Consider the following 24768-nt stretch of genomic DNA (forward strand, 5'->3'; position numbering starts at 1 on the left):
GCGCTACGCGCTCTGCGACTGGCCGAAGATATCGGTGGGTTCAGAGGGCGCTGTGCTCGCGCTGGGCTTGTCCTCGGGGAATCGGACGCCGACAAGCATCCATCCCTCGCCCTTTTTCTGACGCTCCGTCACGCCCTGGTTCATAAGTTGCCGCTTGACGTTGCCTGGCGAGTAGCGCGCCGACTTGTCGCCGTTGTCGTCTCGCCATTCCTTCAGGCGCCGGTTGAAATCGCTGCGCTTGACCTCTGCTCCGTCGTCGTACTCGAACAGCTCACCGACCAGCGCACGCAGGGGGTCAACTTCCTGCTTGTGCATCTCAGTCGCCTGCGTGATTTCGGGGATATCGGCGAGCCTGCCCGCTGAGTAGTACGCCATAGCGCCCCGGACTACCCACGCTGCAACGCCCTCAAGTTCCGGCCCTTGGATGGTCGGCTCTAGGTCCGGGTCGACTCGATCGCCCGTGAAGCTCTCGCCGAACAGGATGGCTTTCGCCCTGGCCCAGAGAGCGGCTCCGCCGGCGCTGAACTCCGGCAGGTGGTTAGTCGCCAGAACCAGCGTGAACGTAGGCGCGAACGTGAATTCCTTGCCGTACAGATGACGTGCCTGAATGCGATCGCCGCCCGTGTGTTTCTTCAGCCTCGCTGTGTTCATCGGCACCTCGGCCTCGCCCTCTTGGGCAACGACCATCCGGGCGCCCCGCAGCGCGGCAAGCTGTTCGGTGTGGGGGTCACGCCCCCGGCCACCCTCGTACAGCCCGAAATCGACCTCACGGATGATCTGAGGGCCGAACGCAGCGAGCATGGTCCGGACGGTGGTCCCCTTGCCGTTACGCCCCTGCGCGCCGTACCAGACGCCTAGAACGTGGTCGCGCACTTCGCCGGTAATGCAGAGCCCTAGGAACCGCTGATAGTAGGCCTGCAACTCCAGCTTGCCCGGGAAGATTTCGGCGATGAACTGTTCCCAGCGTGGCGCCTTGGAATCCGGCCGGTAGGAAACCGGGGCACATTGGGTGAGCATGTCTGCCGGGCTGTGCGCGTGCATTTCTCCGCTGCGCAGGTCGACCGTGCCGTTTGCGAAGCTCAGCAAGTGGCGCGCTGTGTCGAACTCATCGACTGTGGATCGGAATTCGGGGCGTGCTGCCATTTCCTTGACGATCACAGTGCGCTCGCGACCGTTCAGCATCTTGCCGACAGCAGCGCCCGCCCAGGCCCGGTCATCCTCGCTGGTCTGCATGCGCCGTATGAGTACCTCAGACGCGTCTGTGATGGCCTGTAGCGCCGCACCATCATCGCCGGTCGGCGCCCAGACCTTACCCGTCCAGCGATACCAGCCGATTCCTTCAACGTACTTGAGTCGGTCGGCGCCATGGTCAGCGATGAACGCAGCGAAATTGGCGTGCCGGATTTCCCGGTCAACGTTGATGGCTTTGGCTGTGCGCGTCCAGTAGGCGTCATCGAAGTTGGTCACAGGTAGTCCTCCGCAGCGTCACGGCTCTTGTCAGCGGCCCGGCGCTTTCGCGCTTCCCTCACTGGGGGTTCCTCGCCATTGCCGGCGTAGAGGTCTTCCTGAAATCGCGGGGTGTCAGCGAGAGCAGCGGTATTGGCGAGCAGCGCGTGAACGTGGGCAGAACGAATCATGTGCGCCCGTTCGTCGTGGCCATGCTTGTAGCTCAGCACTTCCCCCGTGACAGGCTGCGTGATTCCTGGTTCGTGTGCGTCGGCCAGCAGCTTTTCAGCGCGCTTGTAGTGGTCAATTCCGTTCATGCTTCCTCCGTGTCGGCGGGGTGCCCTCAGCGGGCGGTGTAGGTGCGAATGGTCGGTATCGACAGGCCCGTGTGCGCCCGGATTTCCTCTTGAGTCATCACGGCCTTTGCGCTGGGCATGAGTTCGCGAAGCTCACGATCGGCGATGCTGAGTTCGTCGCGCAGTCGCTTTCGCCGCGCGCCTACTGCTCGTACCTGCGCTGTGATCTCGTCCATGGGGTGTACCTCCTAAAGGGACGTGGTTCAGTCAGCAGGGCGCAAAAAACCCCGGTCGCTGTGACCGAGGTTTGATGCGTTCCCCGCCGACAGGGGGAAGTCTGTTGGGGCGCTGTTCGCTGCCCTACGCCATATAGCTAGCGAGTCGGTTACCAGCGATGGTCACTACCAGCGCCAGGCGCCTGTGTGTGCGCACAGCGAAGCCCCGCCCGAGCAATCCCACTAGGGGCGCCCGAACGGGGCTGAGAGGGGCGCTCAGACGGCTAGCCAGCCAACATCTGAGGCTGTCCCATGAGGCACATCAGGACGCGCTCTAGCCGGTCTATTCGTTGGGCCAGATACGCGCTGCGGTCGCCACGGGCTTGCGCTGCGTACATTCCGTCGAGCTGCCGGGATATCGTCCGAAATTCGAACTCACGTTCCCATGCTGCTTTTTCTTCCTCGCACTGCAACACGAACTGTTCGCGCGTCATAGACTGGGTCCTCCTCTGTGAGGAAACCAGCCCGGTCTATCCGCCAAGATCCGGCCGGGCTGGTCTCATTGAGTCTCTCTGCGTCAGGCTGTCGCTGCCGTACGGCGCGCTTCCCAGGCGTCCCAGGCCGCTTCTACGGCCGGATTTACGCTCTCGTCATGCCACTCAGCCTCTAGCCGGTCGAGGATCGGAGTTCTGTCCCCAGGCTTGGTCGGCAGAGCGATCGTCAGCCGCTTACACGCTGCCTTGAATAGCTCTCGCCGCCCTTCGATCCCTTCCGATTCCCAGATGGCTGCCAGCGCGAACGGATCCATCAGCGGGGTGAGGTCGCTGTGGACGGACAGCTCATCAAGCTCCCTCTTGAGTTCCGCAACAAGCTCATCCTGCTGCTGCCGTAGGTCCTCGAACGTGGACTCATCCATGCGCCCGAGCACGAAGAACTCTTTCCGCAGTTTGGCCTGCCGTTCGATCGCTGCGTCATACTGCGCTGTCACCTGCTGCTTGTGTGCCTCCTTTTCTGGGCTTTGGTACGCCAGCCAGCGCCGGGCAATGGCGTGAATGGTCGGTGATTCCGGCGACAGGGCGAGGATGTGGTTCACCCAGAGCACAGCCACGGCTTCATCTACTCGTGCGCGTCCGGTTACGGTTCCCTCACATGCTGCCTTGCCCTGAGTGACTCGGGTGTCGCACCGATAATTGGTTCCCCCGTTGCTCATCGGGCCGTTACAGCGCGGACAGCGGAGAATCCACCCGGCGACTGTCTTGTGTTGGCGTACACCTCGCCCTGTGCCCTTGCTGCGCCCCTTTCCGCGCTCGCTGCCGGTGCGGCCCGCAAAGATGCGCTGAATCTTCAGCCACTCGGCATACGTCACGACCCCTTCGCCGCAACTCACCGGTACGCCCTTCTCGTTGAGCAGTGGCTCAGCGCGCTTGACCCACTTATCCAGCGGGTTGCCGTGCTGATCAAACACGCGCTCACGGTCTGGCACTAGGCCGGCCCATGCAGGAGAGTGCGCAAGGTGGATGATTGTCTGCGCGCGCCAGAGCTTGCCCTTACGGGTGCGCTTGCTTTCGCTGTTAAGGGTCTGAGCGATCCACTGGGGAACCTTGCCGCTGAGAAGGTACTCAGCGATTCGGCGAGCCAGTGGGTACTCAGAGGCAAGCTGTTTGAGTTTTTTCGACCCCTTGGGCGAGTACAGTCCGAACGGGGTCACTCCGCCGTGCCAGTTGCCCTCACGCTTGAATTCGTCAGAGCTGGACTGCGTGCGCTCAGTGATGGATTTGGCCTCTTCCCGCGCACGGTCAGCGAGGATGCCAAAGACGATCCGCATACCAGGCTGTGAGGAGTCGAGCCCTTCACTGACCGAGACGATTCGGGCGCGCTGCTTTCGATCGAAATCGTCAATCAGCCGGTCGACAGCGCCCATTCCTCGTCGTGACAGCCGGTCCGTGCGCCAGACATACAGGGTCTTGGACAGCCCTTGCAGTACCGCCTCACACGCGCTGTCGAACTCCTCGCGCCGGACGTGAGCCTTGCTGGCGCTTTTCTGCTCGAACCAGACGTGCCGAATTCGCTTGCCCTCTTCCCGCGCCCGTCGGCAGAGGTCGCGCAGATGGCCACGCAGAGCGGTGAGTGTGTCTTTCTTCTTTGAGCGCCTGATGTACGCCTCAGCCAGTGCAGTCGGGTCGCCGGTCGCTGGGTCCCAGAGCCCTAGTTCTTTGATCTCGTCGTCGCTGAATCCCAGCGCGCGCAGGTTGGGCAGGTCTTGCCGTTCCATTGCTGTCCGTCCGCCGTAGGTGTCCGCTGCTGCGCTGCTGTTAGCGAGTCGGTTTCCTATCGGCTCGTTTCCGCAGGTCAGAGCGGGTTGCACCCTTCGGCCACGACCACGCCATGAACATCACCCGGTGGAACGTGATGACGGGCCTGTACGGCACCTACCTCGTCCGTGACGACGAGGAGGACGCCCTTCATCTCCCGTCCGGGGAGCGGGAGATCCCGCTGCTGCTCGCCGACCGCAACCTCGACACGGACGAGGACGGCCGCCTCAACGGCAGGCTGCTGCACAAGACGGTCATCGTCCAGGACAAGAACCCGGAGACGGGCAAGCCGGTGTCCATCCCGTTCACCGGCCCGTACACCACGGTCAACGGCCGGATCTGGCCGTACGCCGGAGTCGACGCGGGCTGGTACCGGTTCCGGCTGGTCAACGCCTCGAACGCGCGCATCTACGACCTCGTCCTCGTCGACGAGGAGAACAACCCGGTCCCGGGCGTGCTCCACCAGATCGGCAGCGACGGCGGGCTGCTGCCGCGCCCCGTCCCGGTCGACTTCGACCGGACCCTGCCGACGCTGACGGCGGCCCCGGCCGAGCGGTTCGACCTGCTGGCCGACTTCCGGGGCCTGGAGGGAAGGACGCTGCGCCTCGTCAACAAGGGCCGCAACCAGCCGCCCGGCGTGCCGGACCCGGCGGGTGACGTGCCGTATCCGGCCGTCATGGAGTTCCGGGTCGGGGAGACCTGCGAGCCGGACACCTTCGAACTGCCCACGGTGCTCTCCGGATCCTTCCGCCGTCTCACCCACGACGTCGGGCACGGCCACCGCCTGGTCGTCCTCACCCCGCCCGCCACGAAGGGGGCGGGCGGCCACCCCGAGATGTGGGAGATGGTGGAGGTCAAGCACCCCGGCGACATCCAGGTCCCCACGGACGGCGTCATCCAGATCACAGGCCCGGACGACAAGACCAGGACCTACCGGCGCACGGCACGGACGTTCAACGACGCCCTCGGCTACACCATCGCCGAGGGCAGCCACGAGCAGTGGAGCTTCCTCAACCTCGCGCCCATCGTCCATCCCATGCACATCCACCTGGCCGACTTCCAACTGCTCGGCCGCGACGCCTACGACGTCTCGGGCTTCGACCCACAGGTGGGCGGCACACGGACGCCCATCCGGTACGACGCGGGCACAAGCATCCCGCTCGCGCCCAACGAGCATGGCTGGAAGGACGTCTTCCGGGTGCCCGGCAACCAGATGCTGCGTGTCATGGGGAAGTTCGACGGCGCGCACGGCCGGTTCATGTACCACTGCCATCTGCTGGAGCACGAGGACATGGGCATGATGCGGCCCTTCGTCGTGATGCCCGCCGAGGTGCTGAAGTTCGACCACGGCGGCGCCCACGGCGGCCACGGGGAAGGCCACACGGGCTGATCCGATCCCCGTTCCGGCCTCCCTGACAGGACTCCATGGCCCCGTCCGGCGCCGGTCAGTCTCACTCGTTCGTGGCTCGTCGTGTGCCGAGGTGCCGGGTAGAGCACCAGCCGTGATCGTTCCGCATCCGCCGGAGGCGATCGGCACCACCCGGAGGCGAGCCATGGAACAGACCGCGCTGCGACCCAAGCCGATGCCCGGTCAGGAACCCGACGCGACGGCGGCGGCCACCGAGGCCGGTCCGGCCCGGCCGCGCCCGCGCACCGCCCGGCGGCGCGGCCGGCGGCTCGTCAACGCGCTGTTCGCCGCCTTCCTCGGCGCGGTCCTCGTCCTCTCCGGGATCGGCCTCGGGGCGGTGGGCGTCACGATGACCGGCACGGGCGGAGTCCTCGACCCGCGGGGGTGGCGCAAGCCGACGGCCCCCGGCCCCTCGCCGTCCACCGCCGCGTCCGTGCCCACCGCCGTGACCCTCGGCGTGCAGGTCATGGACGCCGGGAAGCCGGGAGCCGTGGTCGTCGGGATCCATGTCCCCGGCCCGGGTCACGCGGCGGGTCTGGAGCGCGGCGACCTGCTCCTCGTCTTCGGCAGGACCCGCATCGACACGGCCGCCGACCTGGCCCGGGCCGTCGCCCGTGCCCGGCCGGGTTCCGAGGTCCGGCTGACGGTGCGGCACCGCAGCGGTGGCTACGAGCAGCTGACGGTCGTACCGGCCGTCGTCACGTGACCACCCGGAAGTGGCTCGTGAGCCGGCCCGTGTCGTCCAGGACGTGGAAGGCGAGTCCGGGCGGCGCGTCCCGGTCCGCGACCTGATCGCCCTCCCAGGGCAGCCGCAGCGTCCACGTCACACCGGGGCCGGTGACCAATGGCCGCCCCGCGAACGAGGTGGCGGCGGGGGTGTGGGCGTGGCCGGTGATCAGACCGGCGATCTCGGGCCGGCGCGCCAGCAACGCGGCCAGCCGGTCGGCGTGCCGCAGCCGGCAGGAGTCGGGCAGGGGGTGGTGCAGCGCCACCGGCGGGTGGTGGAAGGCGAGCAGGGCCGGGAGGCCGCCGTCGAGTTCGTCGAGGGTCGACTCGATCCAGGCGTACGTCTCCTCGTCCAGCTCCCCGTCGTCGCTCCCCGGGACGCTGGAGTCGCACATCAGCACGGCGCCGTCGTCGAAGACCTGAACGCTGTTGACCGGCCCCTCGGCCCCGGTCAGGCCCAGCAGCGCCTTGCGATAGGGCGCGCGGCTGTCGTGGTTGCCAGGGCAGGTCAGCACGGGGAACGGGGCGTCGCCGTCGCGCAGCCCGAGCAGGCGGGCCGCCTCCTCGTACTCGGGCTCCGTGCCGTGGTCCGCGATGTCCCCGGTCACCAGCAGCGCGTCGACCTGACCGGGCAGTTCCCACAACCGGTCGCGGACGCGCTCGGCGCGCTCCGTCGCCCGAGCGCTTCTGTCCAGATGCAGATCGCTGATGTGTGCGAGTACGAGCACGGCCGTACGTCCCCTCGTTCGAGCGACTAATGGATGCAGTGAATATAAGCATTAGGGCTAATGCCTGAGCAATCATCTGCCGTTAGCGGTGATGTTCGGATGATGTCCGCAGACGGCTCGCGCCGCCCCCTCCGGCCGGGCAGGATGTCTGCCCGTAGCCCCTTCGCCCGTCCTGGGAGGCCCGGATGACCGGAAGCACGGCCGCGACCTTCACCGCCGACGACTACAGGGCCCGCATGGAGCGCGCCGCGCTCACGGCCGCCGAGGCGGGTCTGGCGGGCCTGCTGGTGGCCCCGGGACCGGACCTGGTCTGGCTCACCGGCTACACGCCCCCCGCGGTCACCGAACGGCTCACCCTGCTGGTCCTCGCCGCCGGACAGGACCCCGTGCTCGTCGTCCCGGCCCTGGAGGCCCCGGACGTGCACAAGGCGGCCGGCGCGCCCGCCCTGACCCTGCGCGACTGGACCGACGGCAAGGATCCCTACGCCGCCACCGCCGCCCTCCTCGACCCCGCGGGCCGCTTCGGCATCAGCGACAACGCCTGGGCCCTGCACCTGCTGGCGCTGCGGCAGGCCATGCCCGCCAGTTCCCACGCCTCGCTCACCGAGGCCCTGCCGATGCTGCGCGCCGTCAAGGACGCGGCCGAACTGGAGCTCATGGCGGCCGCGGGAGCCGCCGCCGACGCGACGTTCGAGGAGATCCGGAACGTCCCGTTCGCCGGCCGCCGGGAAGCCGAGGTGGCGGCGGACCTCGACCGGCACCTGCGCCGGCACGGACACGAGCAGGTCGACTTCACCATCGTCGCCTCAGGCCCGAACGGCGCCAACCCGCACCACGAGGCGGGCGACCGCGTCATCGAACGCGGCGACATGGTCGTCCTCGACTTCGGCGGCCTGCGGGACGGCTACGGCTCCGACACCTCCCGCACGGTCCACGTCGGCGAACCCTCCGACGAGGAACGCCGCGTGCACGACATCGTGCGCGCGGCCCAGGAGGCCGGCTTCCGCGCCGTGCAACCGGGCGCCACCTGCCAGGACGTCGACCGGGCCGCCCGCGCGGTCATCGCCGACGCCGGCTACGGCGAGTACTTCATCCACCGCACCGGACACGGCATCGGCGTCACCACCCACGAACCGCCGTACATGATCGAGGGCGAGCTTCAGCCGCTCGTGCCCGGCATGTGCTTCTCGGTGGAACCCGGCATCTACCTGCCGGGCCGGTTCGGGGTGCGCATCGAGGACATCGTGACCGTCACCGAGGACGGCGGGCGGCGCCTGAACACCACCACCCGCGAGCTGGTCATAGTGGAGTGACGCCACCATGTCCCCAACACGCCTCCCGAACGGCAGCGGCGCGACCATGACCCAGGCACCGACACCCACCGCGGACACCGTCCGCCGGCTGGTCCGTTCCCTCCTCAAGGACGGCAAGGAGACCAAGCAGGGGAGGGAAGGCACCGGCCCCGACGTCCGGCCCGCCACCCAGGGCGCCGAACCCGCCACCTGGTGGGTCGGCACCCGCCATGTGCTGCGCCTCGCCCCCGACCGCGAGGCCACCGTGCGCCAGCGCCGCGAACTGCGCCTGCGCGACCTGGTCCGCCCGCACATCCCGGTGGCGGTGCCGGGCAGCGTGGCGCACGGCGAGTGGGCGGCCGGGCTGACCTACACGCTCGACACCAAGGTGCCGGGCGGCTCGGGGGAGGAGCACGACGTGTCCGCAGTCGGCGAGGCCGACCTCGCCGGACTGCTCACCGGGCTGCGTGAGGTGCCGGTCCGGCAGGCCGAGACCCTCGGTGTGCCGCGCGCCGCGCCGCGCTCCCTGGAGGCGCTGCGGCGGGCCGCCGTACGCGCCGCCGAACACTGCGCCGCCGCCGACGAGTTCGACGCCGCACGCCTGCACCAGCTCACCCAGGCCGCCGCGGCCCAGCTCGCCGCCCAGTCCGGCTCGGCGGTCCTCACCCACCACGCCCTCACCGGCGGCCACCTCGTGGTCAGCGCCGACGGCCGGGTGCGCGGCGTCCTCGGCTGGGCCGGCGCGGTCGTCGGCGACCCGGCCGAGGACATCGCGGGACTCGCGCTCGCAGTCGGCTCACCCGCCGCCGTACGCGCCGCCACCCTCGCCGGCTACGGCGCCCGGCCCTGTCTGCGCGGCCTGTGGCTCGCCCGCTGCGACACCGTCGTCCACCTCGCCGAGGCCCTCACGGGCGGGGACGCGGGCCTGCTCGCCCGGTCGCGGACGCGGCTGCGCCACGCCTGGGAGCCAATCCTGCTGGAACGCGTGACGGACCTGCGCGAGACGGACGACGACGCCCTGTAGCCGGGCACCGTCGCAGGCGGCTCACTCCTGCAACAGCACCACGCCCGACTCCCCGGGCAGCCGCACCACCCCGTCGGCCCCGGGCGTCTCGACGGGCTCCCACGCGGCCAGCACACGCGCGTGCGGTACACCGAGCGACAGCGCCGCCGGTTCCCGCGCCAGGTTCACCGCCACGAGGACGTCCCCGCGCCGGAAGGCGATCCAGCGGCGCTGCTCGTCGCAGGCCACCTTGGTGTCGGCGAGGTCCGGGTCGGTCAGATCCGGCTGCTCCTGGCGCAGGGCGAGGAGCAGCCGGTACCAGGCCAGCACGCGCGCGTGCGGCTCGCGTTCCGGCTCGGACCAGTCGAGGCAGGAGCGGTCCCGGGTCGCCGGATCCTGCGGGTCGGGCACGTCCTCCTCCTTCCAGCCGTGCGCGGCGAACTCCCGCCGCCTGCCCCGCCGTACGGCGTCGGCGAGCTCCGGGTCGGTGTGGTCGGTGAAGAACTGCCAGGGCGTGCCGGCCGCCCACTCCTCGCCCATGAAGAGCATCGGCGTGAACGGCGCCGTCAGCGTCAGCGTCGCCGCACAGGCGAGCAGCCCGGGGGAGAGCAGGGCCGAAAGCCGGTCCCCCTGGGCGCGGTTGCCGACCTGGTCGTGGGTCTGGCTGTAGCCGAGCAGCCGGTGACCGGCCACACGCGTGCGGTCCAGGGGGCGTCCGTGGTGCCGCTCGCGGAAGGTCGAGTAGGTGCCGTCGTGGAACCAGCCGCCGCTGAGGGTCTTGGCGAGCCCGCCGAGCCCGGCGCGCGCGAAGTCGGCGTAGTAGCCCTGCGACTCGCCCGTCAGCGTGGTGTGCAGGGCGTGGTGGAAGTCGTCGTTCCACTGCGCGTGCAGCCCGAGGCCGCCCCCGGCGCGGGAGGTGATGAGCCGTGGGTCGTTCAGATCCGACTCGGCGACCAGGAACAGCGGCCGGTCCACCTCGGCGGCCAAGGCGTCCACGGCCGACGACAGTTCCTCCAGGAAATGGCGCGCCCGCGTGTCCACCAGCGCGTGCACCGCGTCCAGGCGCAGCCCGTCGATCCGGTAGTCGCGCAGCCACGCCAGCGCGCTGCCGACGAGGAACGCGCGCACCTCGTCCGACCCGGGCGCGTCCAGATTGACCGCGGCGCCCCACGGCGTGTGGTGCGTGTCCGTGAGGTACGGCCCGAAGACGGGCAGGTAGTTGCCGGACGGGCCGAAGTGGTTGTGCACCACGTCGAGGACCACGCCCAGGCCGAGTTCGTGGGCTCGGTCGACGAAGCGTTTCAGCGCCTCGGGCCCGCCGTACGGCTCGTGCACCGCCCACAGTGACACGCCCTCGTACCCCCAGCCGTGCGTGCCCGGGAAGGGGCACAACGGCATGAGCTGCACGTGGGTGACGCCCAGTTCGGCGAGATGGCCGAGCCGCTCGGCCGCGGCGTCCAGGGTGCCTTCGCGCGTGTACGTCCCCACGTGCAGCTCGTACAGCACCGCACCGGGCAGCGGCCGCCCCGGCCACTCCGCACGCCACGCGTGCCGCTCGTGGTCGACGACCGCGCTCAGTCCGTCCGGGCCGTCCGGCTGCCGCCGCGAGCGCGGATCGGGCAGCACGGGCCCGTCGTCCAGCGCGAAGCCGTACCGGGACCCGTCGCGCGCCTCTGCCTCGCCCCGCCACCACCCCGGCCGTTCCGGATCGCGCTCCAACGCGCGCGTGACGTCGTCGCACCGGAGCGTCACCCGGCCGGCCTGTGGTGCCCACACCTCGAACTGCACGGACGGTTCCCCTTCGTCTGCTCACCGTGATGTAGCCCGTCCATGGTGCGTCAAAAGAGATCAATCCGCTGGCGCATCCTCCCTTTTGCGGCGGGTGTCGCCGGGTACGCGCCCGTGGCGGCCGTTCTCCCGTTTTCTGGACAGCCCGGCCGCGCTGCCCGACAATCACCAGCGTGACGTCGTCCTTCGAGTTCAACACGTACCCCGCGCGGCTCTCCGACGTGGAGCGCGAAAGGGCGCTGAAGGTGCTCCGTGACGGCGCCGCCATGGGCCGCCTGTCCCACGACACGTTCGTCCGTCGCATGGAACTGGCGCTGACCGCCCGCCGCCCGGACGAGCTCGCCGTGCTCACCGCCGACCTGCCCACGGAGAGCCGGTTCTCCCGGATGGTGTTCGGCACCGTCGAGGCGGTCTCCGGGTTCACCGTGCGGCTGCGCAGGGCCTGGCAGGCCGAGCGGCTGCCCAAGCTGCTGCTGCCGCACCCGGCGCAGGGCCATCCGCTGCGCATCGGCCGCGACCCCGCCAGCGGGCTGCGCCTCAACCACGAGACCGTCTCCCGCGTGCACGCCGAACTCCACCACCACGGCGGCATGTGGGTCCTGCGCGACCTCGGCTCCACCAACGGCACGACCGTGAACGGCCGGCGGGTCGTCGGCGCGGCCCTCGTCCGCGAGGGCGACCAGGTCGGCTTCGGACAGATGACGTTCCGGCTGACCGGAGTCCGGCCGGCCTCCGGCTGACCTGAAATCGAGGCACTCCTGGCCGCCGGCCTGGGAGTTGTCGGCTGCCGGTCCGCCAGGGTGGCTCAAATCCCGTTGCCGTCCGTGCTGTTGACGTACCCCTGAAGTCGTGACTCACTGTGCGTACGCCATCTACACCTGGTGAACCGACGGCATCGCATGGGGGAGGTGTGCCCTGCCGCCCCTCCCGCGCTATCCGACCGTCGACGAACTGGGCGCACGGGCCGCCGCCCTCGTCGCCCGCCATCCCCGTGACGCCCGGCTGCGCCGGATCGGCACGTCCCGCGCGGGCACCCCCCTGTGGCTGCTCTCCGTCGGCCACGGCAGCCGCCAGGCCCTCGTCGTCGCCGGCCCGCACGCCAACGAACCCGTGGGCGGTGCCACCGTGCTGCGCCTGGCCGAGCGTGCCCTGGCCGACGCGCGGCTCACCGAGGGCGCCGACGCCACCTGGAACCTGCTGCTCTGCCTCGACCCGGACGGGCTGCGCCGCAACGAGGGCTGGCTCACCGGCCCGTACACCCTCGGCCAGTACTTCCGGAACTTCTTCCGGCCCGGCTTCCTGGAACAGCCCGAATGGCTGCCCGACGGCGCGGCCGGCGCCGCCCTGCCCGAGACCCGTGCGCTGCTCGCCGTCCAGGACGAGCTGCGCCCGTTCCTCCAGTGCTCGCTGCACGGCGTGGACATCGGCGGCGGCTTCGTCGAGCTCACCCGCGACCTGCCCGGCCTCGCCCCGCGCCTCGCCCACATCGCCGCCCGGCTCGGCATCCCCCGCGAACTAGGTGCGTACGACGCCCTGTACTGGCCGGGGCTCGGACCCGCCGTCTACCGCATCCCGCCGCCGCGCCGGGCCGGCCTCGCCGCGGCCATCACGGAGGCGGCCGTCGAGTCGACGTGGTTCCACCCGCACGGGCACGGCACCGTCACCGCGGTCGTCGAGGCGCCCATGTGGGGCGTGGCGGCCGTGTCGGACGGCTCCCCGCCCGCCGGCCAGGACGCGGTGCTACGGGCCGTCAGCCGCGCCCTGCGCCATGACACGGGGCTGCTGCGGCAGCTGCTGGCCCGGATCCGCCCGCACCTGGCCGTCGTGCCCGAAGCGGCGCGTCTGCTCGCCCCGGTCGACGACTATTTACTGGTCTGCCCCGGCCTGGCCGACGCCTGGGATCCCGAGACCGGCCACGGCGCGGCCCGCCCCCTCCCGCCCCTGACCACCGCCCACCTGGCGGCCCTGCGCATCTCCGGGCGACGGCTGGTGCTGCGCACCGCGGGGCTGCTGCATCAGCTCGTGCGGGCGGCGGGCCGCGACCCGGCCGGGGCCCTGCCGGAGCTGGACCGGCTGATCGACGAGTGGTGCGCCGACTACCGCGACGGCTGTGGGGCGCGCTGGATCCCGGTGGCACGCCAGGCGGAGTACCAGACACGCGTGGTGCTCTCCGCCTTCGAGCTGGCCGCGCGGCACACAGGTGTTCGGGAGCCCGGGGCGGCGGTGCCGACGCGGCGCGACTGAACGCCGCAGGGGCCTACGACGCCCCCTCGCGCGCGTGCAGCGCCGCCGCGACCACCGTGCGGGACTGGTGCTCGACCTGGTGCTCCAAGGGCACCCAGCGGGCGCGGAAACGTTCCGCGAAAGCGTCGCTCCAGGTCGCGACGAGTTCCTCGAGCTGCTTGGCCGCCCGGTCGTCGGTCCCGCGCAGCACCCGCAGCAGCATGGCCGCCGCCCGCAGCGGAACCCGCCGCACGAACGCGTCCACACTGCCGACGTACGCCATGGTGCGGTCGGCGGGCGGGGTGTGCACCAGGTCGGCGGCCAGCCCGGGCACCAGCTCCAGACCCCACTTGGCGGCCCGCAGCAGCGGCCCGTCCAGGTCCGCCAGCCGGGGCAGCGCGCCGTCGAGCACACGCGTCACCTCCAGCGCGTCGCGCTGCAACCGCCGTGCCAGCCGGCCGATCGCCGCCGCCGGAGCCGGATGCGGATGCGGGTCGTCCACCAGATCGCTCGCCCACATCGGCACCTCGACCACCGCGGTCAGACCGCCGTACCGATGGGCGTGGAACCAGGTGCTGTGCCGCGCGTCGTCGGGCAGGCTCGGGTACGCGGGGCCGATCCCGGGCGCGGGCATCACATGCACCCCCGGACCGGAGGCCGGCCAGCCCGCGGCGTCCGAGGCACCGGTCTCCACCGGGATGTGCAGCTCCGCAGCGGACTTGGCGAACGGCTCTGCGAGACCGGGCACGTCCTTCGTCAGCTGCACCCAGCTGCCGCCCAGGTCCGTGCCGTGCAGGGTCACCTGGAGGTAGGGCCGCAGCTCGTCGATGACGCCGGTCAGGGCCAGGGTCTCGGGCGGCAGCCGGTCGGGCGGCAGCACGGACGGCGCCCACTCCGGCTGCTCCGGGCCCGCGGGACGGAAGAAACCGAGGTGGTAGTCGAACAGGCTGCGCGGCGCCGGCGTCACATGCAGGCTCGCCCCGTCGGGGTCCGCGCACAGCAGGAAGTGCCAGGACATGCCGTCCCGCAACTCCCGCTCGGCCAGCACCCGCCGGGCGAGCGCGAGCAGCGTGCAGGAGCCGGTCGGCTCGTTGGCGTGGGCGCCGGCGACCACCAGTACGGCTCGGCGGGCGCGGCCCACGGACAGCAGGTGCAGAGGTCTGCCGGCCCGCGAGGCACCCACCTGCCGCAGGGTGCACACTCCGGGGCGGTGGGCGGCCAACGCCCGGGCAGCAGAGACCAGTTCGGTCACCGTCGGGTAGCGCAGCTCCGGCAGGACACTCACCCCCGTCACATCCGCCCGAGTTCGCAGTCGCAGTACCCCACGGCCATGGTGCGGTGTCAAGGGCCTGGCCGGGGAGCCTCCAGGGGGCGCCCGGAAGCACCGACGGCGGGTGTGCGGCGGGCGCCGTGAACGGTGTGTGGCCCCTGCTGAGGGCGTGGCGTCACCCGCGTGGTGTCACTGCTGGTGGAGCCCGCGTCCGGCCAGGGTCAGGAACACCTCGCCGACCGCCTCGGACAGGGTCGGGTGCGCGTGGACGTGCCGGGCCACGTCGGAGGGTTCGGCGTCCCAGCCGACGATCAGCTGACTCTCGGCGATCATCTCCGACACGTGCGGGCCCACCAGGTGCACGCCCAGCACGCGCTCGCCGCCCGCCTCGGTGACGACCTTCACGATCCCGCCCCGGCCGTGCACCATGCCCTTCGCGACGGCGGTCAGCGGCATGCTGTTCGCCACCACGTCGTGGCCACGCGCGCGTGCCTCGGCCTCGCTCAGCCCCACGGCCGCGGTCTGCGGCGACGAGTACGTGACACGGGGCACGGCCGCGTAGTCCACGGGCGGGGACGGCACTCCTGCCAGGGTCTCCGCCACCAGCAGCCCTTCCGCGAAGGACGCGTGGGCCAGTCCGAGCGATGGCGGCGGCAGCAGGTCGCCCACGACGTGGATCCCGGGCACGGCCGTCTCCAGCCGGTCCCAGTCGGCCGGCACGACGAAACCCCGCTCGTCCGTGGTGAGGCCCGCGGCGGCCACGTCCAGGCCGTCGGTGACCGGGGCCCGCCCGACCGCCACCAGCAGCCGCTCCGCCTCGACCGTCACCGTCTCGCCCCGGGCGGTGCGCACCCGTGCGCGTACGCCGTCGTCGAGGACCTCGGCGTCCAGGAGCCCGGCGCCGGGCCGGACGTCGATGCCGCGCTTCTTCAGACCGCGGGTCAGATGACGGCTCACGTCGGCGTCCTCCAGCGGGACGATCCGTTCGGCGGCCTCGACCAGGGTGACCTCCGCGCCCAGAGAACGGTGGAACGAGGCGTACTCCACGCCGATCGCGCCGCCCCCGAGCACCAGCACGGACGCCGGGAGGCCGGGCGCGAAGAGGGCGTCGTCGCTGGTCACCACGCGCCGGCCGTCCGGCTCGAGCCCCGGGAGCGCGCGCGGGCGTGAGCCGGTAGCGAGCACGATGCCGCGGCGGGCGGTGAAGCCCCACGCGCCCTGGCCGGCGGCAGCGTCCTCCACCCGCACGGAACGCGGCCCCGTCAGCCGGGCGCTGCCCCTCACCACCCGCACGCCCGCATGGGCGAGATGGGCCTCCACGCCCCGGTGGTTGCGGGCCACGATGTCGTCGCGCGTGGCCACCAGCGCCGGCCAGTCGACGGCGTCCAGGGTCGCCTTCACCCCCCAGCGCTCACGCGCCTCCGCGATGCCGTCGACGAGTTCGGCCGCGTGCAGCATCGCCTTGCTCGGGATACAGCCGCGGTGCAGACACGTCCCGCCGACCTTGTCCCGCTCGACGAGCACGACGTCGAGACCGAGAGCGGCGGCACGCAGGGCGGTGCTGTAACCGCCGGTGCCGCCGCCTATGACGATGACGTCCGGCGAGTTGACGTCCGACGGGTTGACGTCCCATGGGTTGACGTCCGATGAGTTCATGCCCTCAGCCTCTGCCCGCCCCTTGTCATGAGTCCAAGGCAATGTTCTTGTGGAACCGATGCAGGGCGTTTATGGGAGGGGTCTTGAGCCTGCGGCAGATGGAGTACTTCGTGACGGTCGTCGAGGAGGCCTCCTTCACCCGAGCGGCGGAGGTTCTGCATGTCTCGCAGCCCGCGCTCTCCCACCAGATCAAGGCCCTGGAACGCTCGGTCGGCGGTGCGCTCCTGGAGCGCCTGCCACGCGGCGTGCGCCTGACCCCGATGGGGCGGGCCTTCCTGCCGCACGCCGAGCTCGCCGTGCGCAGCGCCGCCCAGGCCCGCCGCGCGGCCCGCGCCGCAGCCGGCGCCGAGGGCGGCGAACTGCACATCGCCGCCGTCCACTCCGTAGCGGTCGGCGTCCTCCCGGAGGTGTTCGCCCGCTGGCGCGCCGCCCACCCGCGCGTCCTGCTGCACCTGCACGAGTACGCCTCCTCCGAGGCCCTGGAGGAACAGGTCGAGCGGGGCACCGCCGACCTCGCCGTCGGCCCGGCACCCGCCGGCTGGCCCGGCACCGTCGTGGCGGTCGGCGAGGAGGACATCGTCCTGGTCGTGCCCTTCGACGACCGCTTCGCCGGCCGGACGACGGTGACGCTGCCCGAGCTCGCCGACCGGCCCTGGGTGCGCTGCGCCATGGAACCCGTCGTCCAGGGCGAACGGTTCCTCGACTGGGCCTGCGGCCGGGCCGGTTTCACGCCGCGTACCGCCGTGTTCACCGAGCACAGCTCCACGGCGGTACGGATGGCGGCCGCCGGGGTCGGTGTCTGCGCCGTGCCCTCCCACCTCGTACGCGACGCGGTCGGTGAGGACTGTGTCGTCCTGGCCCATGAACCGCCCTGGAAGCGCACGCTGACGGTCTTCGCCCGCGTGCCCCCGACGGGCGCGGCAGCGGCCTTCATCGACCTGCTGCGCACGGCATGGCCCCACCCGCGACCGGCTCCCACCGCACCGCTGCGCGCGTACGAGGACTGCCCCGAGGCCGGCCCGGTGGTCGCCTGAGCGCGCGCCGGGCGCCGGGCGCCGGGCGCCGGGCGCGGGGCGCGGGGCATGCGAGGGCACGTCCGCGGGCCGGGGTGACCTTGCCGCGCGGCGGCACGGCCCCGGATGGCCCACCACGCACGCGTGCGGCGCCACGCCATCAGCGCGTGTCCGGAGCCGCCCCGGTGTCCCACCACGCGCGCGTGCCCTGCCCTGCCGCGCCCAGCCACGCTCGCTTGCCCTGCCCGGCGCGCCCGCCTGCCATGCCCCGCCGCGGTCAGCCCCGCCTCACTCGCCGACCCGTTCCAGCAAAGCCACCGGCAGCACCGCGAAGAGCTCCTCCCCGCGTGCGTGGCCCGTGAACTCGCGCCCCGGTTCCAGCACATCCGCCCAGCGTCCCGGCGGCAGCGGCAGCCGGGTGTCCCGCCAGCCGCCCGCCTCGGCCAGCCGTAGCGACAGCCGCGTCACGGCCGTGAGCACCTCGCCGGAGCGGACGAACGCCGTGCAGTGGGCCGCCGCGGGGCCCTCGGCGGTCAGCGGCGCGTACGTCGCCGTGTCGCCGAAGGCGTCGGGCCGCCGTCCCCGCAGCGCCAGGGCCGCGCGGGTCACCGCGGCCTTCTGCCCGGAGATCCCGCCGGACTCCTCGGGCGGGAAACCCACCGCCCGCCGGTTGTCGGGGTCGACCAGCGCCCGGTACTCGGCCTCCGTCCCCTGGTAGACGTCCGGAACGCCCGGCATCGTCAGCTGGACCAGGGCCGCGCCCAGCACGTTCGCCCGGATGTGCGGCTCCAGCGCCTCCCGGAAGGCCGCCACCCGCTCGGCGGGCGCCCCGCACGGCCCGGCCGCCACGAACCGCGCCACCGCCTCCTCGTACGGCGGCTCCTGCTCGGTCCAGCTCGTGTACAGGCCCGCCTCGCGCACATGCTTCAGCAACGCCCCCTGCACCCGCTCCGGCGGCCCCGGCTCCGGGCCAAGACCGAACACCGTCTGCCAGGCCGCCCACGCCAGTTGCGCGTCCGGCACGCCCTCGCCGGTGCGCGTCACCTCGGCGAGGACGTCCGCCCAGCGGTCGGGGCACTCGGTGAGCACGTTCAGCGCCGCCCGGACATCGCCGCTGCGCTTGGTGTCGTGCGTCGAGGCGACCGTCCCGCCCACCGGCCAGTCGCGCTGCACGCGCGCGCAGTAGGCGTGGAACTCCTCCGGCGACAGCGCGGGAGCGCCCGGATTCCCGCCCACCTCGGTCGCCGACAGCAGCGGCACGTACCGGTAGAACGCCGTGTCCTCCACGGACTTCGCCCGCAGCGCCGACGAGGTCTGCGCGAACCGGGTCCGGAACTCCACCTGCGCGGGCCCGTCGCCGTACCGCCCCAGCACCAGGTCCCGTACGACGTCCACCGCGCCCGCCTCCTCGGGCACCGCGAAGGCCTGCCGGGCCTCGGCCGCGGCCGCCTCGGTGACCACGGACGCGGCGTCGCCCGACTCGTAGGGCCGGTAGACGTCCATGCGCACCAGGAGCTCCTGGAGCGCCGTGCGCAGCGCCCAGGGCGCGCGGTCGCGCAGGGCGGGCTCCGGCGAGGTCGCGCACAGCCGGCCCGCCACCCGGGTCAGCCGGTCCATCTCCGTGGCCAGCTCGTGCGTGAGGACCTTGTACGCCGCCCGCCGCACCGTCGCCTCCCACTGCCCGCCCCGGTCCGTCTGCGGGGCCGCGAACCGCCGGTACTGCCCCAGGAGGTCCCCGAACCCGGCCGGGTCCGTGAAGAGCCCGTCCACGTGCCGCAGGGCGTCGTAGCCGGTGGTCCCCGCGACGGGCCAGGACGCCGGCAGGTGCTCACCGTCGGCCAGGATCTTCTCCACGACCGTCCAGCGGCCGCCGGTCGCCTCGTGCAGCCGCCTGAGGTAGCCGTCGGGGTCGGCGAGACCGTCGGGGTGGTCGACGCGCAGCCCCTCGATCACACTCTCGTGCAGCAACTGGAGGATCTTGCCGTGGGTGGCCTCGAACACCTCCGGGTCCTCCACCCGCACCCCGATCAGCTCCGAGATGCTGAAGAACCGCCGGTAGTTGAGCTCGGTCCGGGCCAGCCGCCACCACACCGGGCGGTACCACTGCGCGTCCAGCAGCTGCGGCAGCGGCAGGTCCTCGGTGCCGTCGCGCAGCGGGAACACATGGTCGTAGTAGCGCAGGACGTCACCGTCGACACGCAGTTCCCCGAGCACCTCGCCCAGCGGCCCGCCGAGCACCGGCAGCAGCACCTGGCCGTCCTGTGCCTCCCAGTCGATGTCGAACCAGCGCGCGTACGGCGACTTGGGGCCCTCGCGCAGCACCTCCCACAGGGCGCGGTTGTGGCGCGGGGCCATGGCCATGTGGTTCGGGACGATGTCCGCCACCAGGCCGAGCCCGTGCTCACGCGCCGTGCGGGACAGTGCCCGCAGCCCCTCCTCGCCGCCCAGCTCCGCCCGCACGCGCGCGTGGTCGACGACGTCGTAGCCGTGCGTCGATCCCGGCACGGCCTCCAGGACGGGGGACAGATGCAGATGCGAGACGCCGAGCGAGGCCAGGTACGGCACCACGGCCGCCGCGGCCCCGAAGGGGAAGTCGGGCTGCAACTGCAGCCGGTACGTGGCCGTGGGTACCACCGGGTCAGGACGCTCAGGTGTCATGACCCGTACGTACCCGCCCCGCCGCCGTTCGTGTCATCGCCCACGCCGGGTGCGCCGCGCGTCGCCCGGACGAGTGGCTCTTCCCGGACGACGCGCCGCCCTCGCGAGGCGAGGCCGCGCGGGCGGCTACACAGGCCGCTGGAGCACCGTGAGGCTCCGGTCCGTCAGGGTCAGCCGGTCCCCGGCCTGCACCTTCTCGCCGGTGTCCGGCGGCACACCGTCGGCGCGGGCCGTGTCGACCACGACCTGCCACTGCCGCCCGTGGTCGACCGGCACCACGAATTCCAGCGTCTTCGGCGAGGCGTTGAACATCAGCAGGAACGAGTCGTCGGAGATGCGCTCCCCGCGCGCGCCCGGCTCGGAGATCGCGTTGCCGTTGAGGAACACCGTCAGCGCCGACGCCCGCGCCGAGTCCCAGTCCCGCTGGGTCATCTCCCGGCCCTCAGGAGTGAACCAGGCGATGTCGGACAGGTCGTCGTGCGTGCCCTCCACGGGCCGGCCGTGGAAGAAGCGCCGTCTGCGGAAGACCGGGTGGTCCCGGCGCAGCCACACCATCGCGCGTGTGAAGGCCAGCAGCTGCCGGCTCAGGCTCCCCTCGGAGACCTCACCGTCCTCACCGTCCTCACCGGCCTCGTCCTCCTCCGGCCACTCGACCCAGGCCAGTTCGTTGTCCTGGCAGTACGCGTTGTTGTTGCCGCGCTGGGTGCGGGCGAACTCGTCGCCGTGGCTGATCATGGGCACGCCCTGGGACAGCATCAGCGTCGCGATGAAGTTCCGCATCTGCCGGGCCCGCAGCCGCCGCACGTCCGGGTCGTCGGTCTCGCCCTCGGCCCCGCAGTTCCAGGACCGGTTGTGGCTCTCGCCGTCCCGGTTGTCCTCGCCGTTGGCGTGGTTGTGCTTGTCGTTGTAGGCCACCAGGTCGTGCATCGTGAAGCCGTCGTGGCAGGTCACGAAGTTGATGGAGGCCAGCGGGCGCCGGCCGTCGTCCTGGTACAGGTCGGACGAGCCGGTCAGCCGTGAGGCGAACTCCGCGAGGGTGCGCTGCTCGCCCCGCCACAGGTCGCGCACGGTGTCCCGGTACTTGCCGTTCCACTCGGTCCACAGCGGCGGGAAGTTCCCCACCTGGTAGCCGCCCTCGCCCACGTCCCACGGCTCGGCGATCAGCTTCACCTGCGAGACCACCGGGTCCTGCTGCACCAGGTCGAAGAACGACGACAGCCGGTCCACCTCGTGGAACTGCCGGGCCAGCGTCGCGGCGAGGTCGAAGCGGAACCCGTCGACATGCATCTCCGTGACCCAGTACCGCAGCGAGTCCATGATCAGCTGGAGCACGTGCGGGGACCGCATGAGCAGGGAGTTCCCTGTCCCTGTCGTGTCCATGTAGTAGCGGGGGTCGTCGGTGAGCCGGTAGTAGCGCGAGTTGTCCAGGCCCTTGAAGGACAGCGTCGGGCCCAGGTGGTTCCCCTCGGCGGTGTGGTTGTAGACCACGTCGAGGATCACCTCGATCCCGGCCTCGTGCAGCGCCTTCACCGCCGACTTGAACTCCAGGACCTGCTGGCCCCGGTCGCCCCAGGACGCGTAGGCGTTGTGCGGGGCGAAGAAGCCGATCGTGTTGTAGCCCCAGTAGTTGTTCAGGCCCATGTCGACCAGGCGGTGATCGTTCACGAACTGGTGTACGGGCATCAGCTCCAGGGCCGTGACCCCGAGCTCGGTGAGATGCTCGATGACCGCCGGGTGGGCGAGGGCCGCGTAGGTGCCGCGCAGCTCCTCCGGCAGGCCCGGGTGCCGCATGGTGAGGCCCTTGACATGGGCCTCGTAGATCACCGTGTGGTGGTACCCGGTGCGCGGGAGCCGGTCGTCGCCCCAGTCGAAGTACGGGTTGACCACGACCGACGTCATCGTGTGCGGTGCCGAGTCCAGGTCGTTGCGCCGGTCGGGCTCGTCGAAGTGGTAGCCGTACACCTCCTCGCCCCAGCCGATCGAACCGCTGATCGCGCGCGCGTACGGGTCGAGCAGCAGCTTCGCCGAGTTGCAGCGCAGCCCGCGCTCCGGGGCGTACGGGCCGTGCACCCGGAACCCGTACCGCTGTCCCGGCATGATGCCCGGCACGTACGCGTGCCGTACGAACGCGTCGCTCTCCCGGAGCTCGATCGCCGTCTCCGAGCCGTCGTCGTGCAGCAGACACAGCTCTACTCGGTCCGCGGCCTCCGTGAAGACCGCGAAGTTGGTACCGGCGCCGTCGTACGTGGCACCGAGTGGATACGCCTCTCCAGGCCAGACCTGCATGGATACGACTCTTTCAGGTGTGCGGCGCCGGTGGGGACGCCTTGGCCCCGAGTCTCCCCGAAAGTGAGGGAACCTCCTATGACTTATGTCCCTCTTACCGAATGACCAGTGCATACGCGGTATGCCGAATCAGTGGGGCAAAAAGATACTCCCGGGGCTGTTGGGGGGAGTAAGGGGATGATGTGCGCAAGACAGTGCACCGTCATTTAGGCAAGCTGGTGGCCGGTACGGCCATCGCCGTGGCCGGGACCGCCGTGATGGTGGGGATCACGCTGCCGGGCACGGCAGGGGCGGACGACACGGGAACCAGTGCGGCACAGGCGGGGCGGTCCGGACAGCAGGCGTCCGGCGCGGACCGGGCCGTGGCGCCGGGGGTGGTGGAGGAGGCGCCCGCCGAAGGGGAGAAGGGCACGGGCCGCGACCCGCTGACCGACGACGAGACGGAGCGGGTCGCGAAGATCGCCCTGAACCGGCAGCTGCTCCAGGACAGTGAGGGCGTCGACGGGGAGCGCGGCCCGCAGCGTCTCGGCGTCGATCTCGCCGAACCGGAGGCCGACGAGGTCGGCGACCCGAACGCGCCGCGGCGCGCCGACGTGACGTTCTACGACTACCGGGACGACACCCTCGTCACCAGGACCGTCGACCTCGGTACCGGCAAGGTGGTACGGACCAGTACCCAGCGCGGTGTCCAGCCGCCCCTGAGCGGCGACGAGAAGGCCGAGGCGGCCAGGCTGCTGATCGCCGACCCGCTGGGCGCGGGCCTGAAGGCCGACTACCGGGACGCCACCGGCAAGGAGCTCACCTCCCCGGACCAGCTGCAGCTCAGCGGCGCCGTCTACCGGGCCGCGCCGGACGCCCAGCCCGCCGTGCTCGACCGCTGTGGCGAGCACCGCTGCGTCCGGCTGTTCCCGAAGATCAAGAACGGGCCCTGGGTCGACGCGAGGTCGATCGTGATCGACCTGAGCGCCCGCAAGGCCGCCCGGCTCGACCGCTGACCCGCCCTCCTCGCTCTCACTGTCAGGGAGTCATCTCGTCATGCTCGTGAACAGACACAGCAAGGTCCGCACCCGGGCCGCAGTGGGCCTGACCGTGGCCACGCTCGCCGCCGGCCTCACGGCGGGCGCCGGACCCGCCACCGCCCAGCCGAAGGCCGCCCCGGCGGCGGCAGCGCCCTACTGCGGCGCCGCCCACCGCATCGAGCAGAAGCTCTCCTCCGGCACGACCTGGCGGATGTGCTGGCGCTACGACGGCAAGGCCGGCCTCGTCCTGGAGAACATCTCGTACCAGCCCAAGGGCGAAACCAAGCCGATCAAGGTCCTCAACAGCGCCAGGCTCGGCCAGATCCACGTCCCGTACGACGACGGCAACATCGAGTACGACGACCTGACCGGGTTCGACTTCGCCCAGGGCCTGATGAACCTGGCGCCCGGCGAGTGCCCCGGCGGCACCATCAAGACGGTCAAGGTCCCGGACTCCTGGAACGAGGACCCGAACGTCAAGGGGCTGTGCACCACCACCCGCTCCCGCGGCCACGCCTACCGTATGCAGGGCGACACCGCGAACAAGGTCTACCAGGCCCAGGGCAAGGACCTGCTCGTCTATACCGTGAACCAGGTCGGCTGGTACGAGTACATGACCGAGTGGCGCTTCCAGGACGACGGCACGATCACCATGAACGTCGGCGCCACCGGCAGCCTGTCGTGGGACGACTACGACGCCGGGGACGGCCGCGGCTGGCCGATCGGCAAGGGTGCCGCCGCCAAGGCCACCAGCCACAGCCACAACGCCTTCTGGCGGCTCGACTTCGCCCTCGACGGCTCCACCGCCAACAAGATCGAGCAGTACGACTCGACCGTCACCGCCCCGGCCGCCGGCCAGCGCGCCCCGAGCACCAGGACGACCCGCACCAAGGTCACCAAGGAACTCGCCGGGGACAGCAAGAACTACCGCTGGTGGCGTGTGGTCAGCGCGACCGGCAAGAACAAGGACGGGCACCCGCGCTCCTACGAGATCGTCCCCGGCCCGACGACCAAGTACCCGGGCCGCAGCTACACCAAGCACGACGTGTACTTCACCCAGTACAACAAGTGCGAGCTGTTCGCCAGCCACAACCCCGGCGACTGCGGTGCCGGAGCCGGTGACTCCGTCGACAAGTGGGTGAACGGGCAGGCACTCAAGCACCCGGTGGTCTGGACGAACATCGGCTTCCACCACATAGCCCGGGACGAGGACCAGCAGCCCATGCCCGTCCACTGGCAGGGCTTCTCCATCGCCCCGCGCGACGTCACGGCCATGAATCCGCTCACTCCGGCCGAGCTCGGCTGGCAGAACGGGCACTGGCAGCCGCGTAGTTGAGAATCAGCCTGTCCATCCGGCTGCACCGCCGACCGCTCCCGGAGTACCCTTCCTTGATCGTTGGGTGGGGCCAGGCCCCTCGGGAGGCTCGGG

19 protein-coding genes and 1 pseudogene are annotated in these 24768 nt (G+C 71.3%); 9 read left to right on the forward strand and 11 right to left on the reverse strand.

The features are described 5' to 3' along the window. Positions 1 to 3: 3 nt before the first annotated feature. The 5 genes from ACIBK5_RS21790 to ACIBK5_RS21810 all read right to left on the reverse strand — a co-directional run bounded on the left by ACIBK5_RS21790 (position 4) and on the right by ACIBK5_RS21810 (position 4229). A complete protein-coding gene (locus ACIBK5_RS21790; protein ID WP_399021529.1) occupies positions 4 to 1467 on the reverse strand; it encodes a phage/plasmid primase, P4 family in 1464 nt (487 codons plus the stop codon). Continuing rightward, on the reverse strand, positions 1464 to 1763 hold the full coding sequence (locus ACIBK5_RS21795; RefSeq protein ID WP_399021530.1) for a hypothetical protein: 300 nt from the start codon (positions 1761 to 1763) through the stop codon (positions 1464 to 1466). Before ACIBK5_RS21795 ends, ACIBK5_RS21790 begins: the two co-directional genes overlap by 4 nt. 26 nt (positions 1764 to 1789) lie before the next feature. Further along, the gene (locus tag ACIBK5_RS21800) at positions 1790 to 1978 is read right to left on the reverse strand and encodes a hypothetical protein (protein WP_399021531.1); all 189 of its coding nucleotides are present in this window, start codon (positions 1976 to 1978) and stop codon (positions 1790 to 1792) included. Between the two features lie 263 nt (positions 1979 to 2241). Further along, on the reverse strand, positions 2242 to 2451 hold the full coding sequence (locus ACIBK5_RS21805) for a hypothetical protein (protein WP_399021532.1): 210 nt from the start codon (positions 2449 to 2451) through the stop codon (positions 2242 to 2244). Positions 2452 to 2534: 83 nt separating this feature from the next. After that, entirely contained in the window at positions 2535 to 4229 is a 1695-nt protein-coding gene (locus ACIBK5_RS21810; protein ID WP_399021533.1) for a recombinase family protein, read from the reverse strand. Between the two features lie 101 nt (positions 4230 to 4330). Between ACIBK5_RS21810 and ACIBK5_RS21815 the strand changes: the two are divergent. Then, positions 4331 to 5659 (forward strand): annotated as a pseudogene (locus tag ACIBK5_RS21815) (multicopper oxidase domain-containing protein); the annotation flags it as partial. 163 nt (positions 5660 to 5822) lie between these two features. Next, positions 5823 to 6383, forward strand: a complete 561-nt coding sequence (locus tag ACIBK5_RS21820) for a PDZ domain-containing protein (protein WP_399021534.1) — start codon at positions 5823 to 5825, stop codon at positions 6381 to 6383. Here ACIBK5_RS21820 and ACIBK5_RS21825 read toward each other — a convergent pair. Further along, a complete protein-coding gene (locus tag ACIBK5_RS21825; protein WP_399021535.1) occupies positions 6376 to 7131 on the reverse strand; it encodes a phosphodiesterase in 756 nt (251 codons plus the stop codon). The two genes, ACIBK5_RS21820 and ACIBK5_RS21825, sit on opposite strands and share 8 nt — an antisense overlap. A gap of 185 nt (positions 7132 to 7316) precedes the next feature. On the opposite strand from ACIBK5_RS21825, the gene ACIBK5_RS21830 reads away from it, so the two are divergent. Further along, entirely contained in the window at positions 7317 to 8444 is a 1128-nt protein-coding gene (locus tag ACIBK5_RS21830; protein ID WP_399021536.1) for an aminopeptidase P family protein, read from the forward strand. A gap of 46 nt (positions 8445 to 8490) precedes the next feature. Then, positions 8491 to 9447: an aminoglycoside phosphotransferase family protein gene (locus ACIBK5_RS21835; RefSeq protein ID WP_399021748.1), complete on the forward strand. Its 957-nt coding sequence runs from the start codon at positions 8491 to 8493 to the stop codon at positions 9445 to 9447. A gap of 21 nt (positions 9448 to 9468) precedes the next feature. Here ACIBK5_RS21835 and treZ read toward each other — a convergent pair whose 3' ends face one another. Continuing rightward, the gene (gene treZ / locus ACIBK5_RS21840; protein ID WP_399021537.1) at positions 9469 to 11214 is read right to left on the reverse strand and encodes a malto-oligosyltrehalose trehalohydrolase; all 1746 of its coding nucleotides are present in this window, start codon (positions 11212 to 11214) and stop codon (positions 9469 to 9471) included. 173 nt (positions 11215 to 11387) lie between these two features. On the opposite strand from treZ, the gene ACIBK5_RS21845 reads away from it, so the two are divergent. Together ACIBK5_RS21845 and ACIBK5_RS21850 are read left to right on the forward strand one after the other, a co-directional pair. Further along, a complete protein-coding gene (locus tag ACIBK5_RS21845) occupies positions 11388 to 11954 on the forward strand; it encodes an FHA domain-containing protein (RefSeq protein ID WP_399021538.1) in 567 nt (188 codons plus the stop codon). A 175-nt stretch (positions 11955 to 12129) separates the two neighbouring features. After that, a complete protein-coding gene (locus tag ACIBK5_RS21850; protein WP_399021750.1) occupies positions 12130 to 13458 on the forward strand; it encodes a M14 family zinc carboxypeptidase in 1329 nt (442 codons plus the stop codon). A 13-nt stretch (positions 13459 to 13471) separates the two neighbouring features. On the opposite strand, the gene ACIBK5_RS21855 is transcribed toward ACIBK5_RS21850, so the two are convergent. Both ACIBK5_RS21855 and lpdA read right to left on the reverse strand, forming a co-directional pair. After that, a complete protein-coding gene (locus ACIBK5_RS21855) occupies positions 13472 to 14722 on the reverse strand; it encodes a M14 family zinc carboxypeptidase (RefSeq protein WP_399021539.1) in 1251 nt (416 codons plus the stop codon). A gap of 174 nt (positions 14723 to 14896) precedes the next feature. Continuing rightward, the gene (gene lpdA / locus ACIBK5_RS21860; protein WP_399021540.1) at positions 14897 to 16363 is read right to left on the reverse strand and encodes a dihydrolipoyl dehydrogenase; all 1467 of its coding nucleotides are present in this window, start codon (positions 16361 to 16363) and stop codon (positions 14897 to 14899) included. An 83-nt stretch (positions 16364 to 16446) separates the two neighbouring features. Here lpdA and ACIBK5_RS21865 point away from each other — a divergent pair, with 83 nt between their 5' ends. Further along, positions 16447 to 17397, forward strand: a complete 951-nt coding sequence (locus ACIBK5_RS21865; protein ID WP_399021541.1) for a LysR family transcriptional regulator — start codon at positions 16447 to 16449, stop codon at positions 17395 to 17397. Positions 17398 to 17664: 267 nt separating this feature from the next. Here ACIBK5_RS21865 and treY read toward each other — a convergent pair whose 3' ends face one another. Together treY and glgX are read right to left on the reverse strand one after the other, a co-directional pair. Then, positions 17665 to 20034 carry a malto-oligosyltrehalose synthase gene (treY, locus tag ACIBK5_RS21870; RefSeq protein ID WP_399021542.1) on the reverse strand — a complete coding sequence of 790 codons (2370 nt, stop codon included), beginning with the start codon at positions 20032 to 20034 and terminating at the stop codon, positions 17665 to 17667. A gap of 126 nt (positions 20035 to 20160) precedes the next feature. Next, a complete protein-coding gene (gene glgX / locus ACIBK5_RS21875; RefSeq protein ID WP_399021543.1) occupies positions 20161 to 22320 on the reverse strand; it encodes a glycogen debranching protein GlgX in 2160 nt (719 codons plus the stop codon). Positions 22321 to 22502: 182 nt separating this feature from the next. On the opposite strand from glgX, the gene ACIBK5_RS21880 reads away from it, so the two are divergent. Both ACIBK5_RS21880 and ACIBK5_RS21885 read left to right on the forward strand, forming a co-directional pair. Next, complete coding sequence (locus tag ACIBK5_RS21880) at positions 22503 to 23315, forward strand: Tat pathway signal sequence domain protein (RefSeq protein ID WP_399021544.1); 813 nt, start codon at positions 22503 to 22505, stop codon at positions 23313 to 23315. A gap of 40 nt (positions 23316 to 23355) precedes the next feature. Further along, on the forward strand, positions 23356 to 24675 hold the full coding sequence (locus ACIBK5_RS21885) for a copper amine oxidase (RefSeq protein WP_399021545.1): 1320 nt from the start codon (positions 23356 to 23358) through the stop codon (positions 24673 to 24675). Positions 24676 to 24768: the final 93 nt, after the last annotated feature.

Source organism: Streptomyces sp. NPDC050546, assembly GCF_044457425.1.
Lineage (GTDB): Bacteria > Actinomycetota > Actinomycetes > Streptomycetales > Streptomycetaceae > Streptomyces.

Excerpts from the sequence above, each read along its gene's own strand:
- ACIBK5_RS21795 (WP_399021530.1), bottom strand. The coding sequence starts at position 1,763 with ATGAACGGAATTGACCACTACAAGCGCGCTGAAAAGCTGCTGGCCGAC.
- ACIBK5_RS21885 (WP_399021545.1), top strand. The coding sequence starts at position 23,356 with ATGCTCGTGAACAGACACAGCAAGGTCCGCACCCGGGCCGCAGTGGGC.
- treY (WP_399021542.1), bottom strand. The coding sequence starts at position 20,034 with ATGACACCTGAGCGTCCTGACCCGGTGGTACCCACGGCCACGTACCGG.
- ACIBK5_RS21800 (WP_399021531.1), bottom strand. The coding sequence starts at position 1,978 with ATGGACGAGATCACAGCGCAGGTACGAGCAGTAGGCGCGCGGCGAAAG.
- ACIBK5_RS21820 (WP_399021534.1), top strand. The coding sequence starts at position 5,823 with ATGGAACAGACCGCGCTGCGACCCAAGCCGATGCCCGGTCAGGAACCC.
- ACIBK5_RS21805 (WP_399021532.1), bottom strand. The coding sequence starts at position 2,451 with ATGACGCGCGAACAGTTCGTGTTGCAGTGCGAGGAAGAAAAAGCAGCA.
- glgX (WP_399021543.1), bottom strand. The coding sequence starts at position 22,320 with ATGCAGGTCTGGCCTGGAGAGGCGTATCCACTCGGTGCCACGTACGAC.
- ACIBK5_RS21835 (WP_399021748.1), top strand. The coding sequence starts at position 8,491 with ATGACCCAGGCACCGACACCCACCGCGGACACCGTCCGCCGGCTGGTC.
- ACIBK5_RS21830 (WP_399021536.1), top strand. The coding sequence starts at position 7,317 with ATGACCGGAAGCACGGCCGCGACCTTCACCGCCGACGACTACAGGGCC.
- ACIBK5_RS21810 (WP_399021533.1), bottom strand. The coding sequence starts at position 4,229 with ATGGAACGGCAAGACCTGCCCAACCTGCGCGCGCTGGGATTCAGCGAC.
- lpdA (WP_399021540.1), bottom strand. The coding sequence starts at position 16,363 with ATGAACTCATCGGACGTCAACCCATGGGACGTCAACCCGTCGGACGTC.